The sequence below is a fragment of the Kutzneria sp. 744 genome, from assembly GCF_000568255.1.
Classification (GTDB): Bacteria; Actinomycetota; Actinomycetes; order Mycobacteriales; family Pseudonocardiaceae; genus Kutzneria.
Map to the genome: position 1 here is coordinate 11,419,483 of NZ_KK037166.1, position 1,868 is coordinate 11,421,350.

At 67.6% G+C, this 1,868-nt stretch carries 2 protein-coding genes; both read left to right on the top strand.

What is annotated here, in order from left to right:
• On the top strand, positions 1 to 325 hold a 325-nt coding region (locus KUTG_RS62780), incomplete at its 5' end, for an SLOG family protein (protein ID WP_043727490.1).
• A 570-nt stretch (positions 326 to 895) separates the two neighbouring features.
• Positions 896 to 1,672, top strand: coding sequence for an RNA ligase family protein (locus KUTG_RS51610; RefSeq protein WP_043727493.1), 777 nt, complete (start codon positions 896 to 898; stop codon positions 1,670 to 1,672).
• Positions 1,673 to 1,868: the final 196 nt, after the last annotated feature.

Genomic DNA, 1,868 nt, shown 5'->3' on the forward strand with positions numbered 1-1,868 from the left:
CGCCGGTGCGCGGGTGTGGCTGTATCAGCCTTTTCCCGAGCAGACCGAACGTTGGTCGCACGACTGGCGTGCCCACCACGACCGGGTGCGCAGCACCGCCGCGCGGGTCGCTGTGCTGGGCAGGACCTACAGCCCGAAGACCCTGCACGAGCGGAACTCGTGGATGCTGCGCGACGCGCAGGCGCTGGTCTGCGTCAGCGATCCGGAGCACCGCGGAGGCGGAACCCACGCCACACTCCAGCAGGCCAGGAGCCGCAGGATGCCGGTGATCCACATCGACGTCCGCCGGCGTGACACGCGTCTGGTGCTTCCACACGACTCCTGACCACCGATCCGCGTCACTGCTCCGGCGCGCCGGCCCAGCAGGGTCTACGAACCAGGCCCACCCAGTCACTCCGGGCCGGCGATACACCGCCCAACAAGAAATCAACAACGACCCGACCAGGCCATGGGGCGGGATATGAGGGACACCGAATAGCGGACGGTCACCGACGCCAGAAGTAGCAGCGATGTTCGCATCCCCCCATGCACGCACCGCTTCCTGCGCAGCCCTTCGCGTTCATCCCTGACCATCCGACTTAGACTGAAGGAACCGCCATGTATTGGAATGCCGTGGGCGCCGACGTGATGCTCGTCGTGCTCATCGTCGCAACACTGTGGAGCATCAGCGACGACGACTAGCTCGACGCGCCGACCTCGTCCCCGACTCGGTGTGTCTGTGCTGCAGACGCCACAGACGGCATCTCTGGCCGCCGTCGTGCGCCTGCTGCCACCGACCGAGCGGCCCCGGCCCAGGCCGCCGCCGGCCTCGACAGCGCGTCGCCATGTCGGCACAACGCACACCCGCCAGTAGGCAGACACCGGACGATGTCCCCGTCATTCTGAAAGGATTCCCGTGACGTTCGCGCTCCGCGCCGTCAATCTGGCAGCGCTGAACTCGATGACGAAGTACCCCTCAATCCCCACCTACCACCGCCTGGACCCGTCGAACGGCAACCTCTCCGAGCCGACCGTTCCCTTGCACGGTCAGGTGATCGTGACAGAGAAGATCGACGGCACGAACGGTCGGATCATCTCCCTGCCCGACGGCAGCTACCTCATCGGGAGCCGGGAGGAATTGCTATACGCCCAAGGCGATCTCCTCGCTAACCCCGCACACGGGATCGTCGCTGCGCTCAAGCCCATCGCCGACCGGATGGAGCACGCGACCCACGACAGCATCCGGGTGCACTACCTGGAAGTGTACGGCGGCAGCATCGGCAAGATGGCACGCCAGTACACCGGAGGCAACCGCGTCGCGGTCACGATGTTCGACTGCGCCGCCATCGACGACTACGCCGATCTGCTGTCATGGCCTATCGAACGTGTCAGCACCTGGCGCGACACCGCAGGGCAGCACTTTCTCGACGAAGACGAACTCACCGATGAGGCCCGGCAGCACGGGCTCGACCTCGTCCCGCGGCTGTTCACCATCGACGCGACCGCTCTGCCGACGACGATCGCAGACGCCCGAGCGTGGCTGAGCACAACACTCCCGCGCACCCTGGTCGCCCTCGACAACGGCGCGGGGTTGCAGCCAGAAGGCGTCGTGCTGCGCACCGCCGACCGCCGGCTCATCGCCAAGGCACGCAACCAGGACTACGTCCGCACCCTGCGCCGCACCACCAGGTAGCGACCACCGATCACAGCCTGCACCGCCACGACCAGGCTGGCCGACCAGGTGCCGCTGCGCCTCGATTGGGGGGACCCTGCCCCCCGTGGCGCCGCCCACCGACGGCCGGGGCCTGCGGCGGCATGACGCCAACCACTGGCCTCCTGAATGAGCCGTTCGCTGCGATCCCCGCTGCGCGCGAACGGGCTCCCGGCTG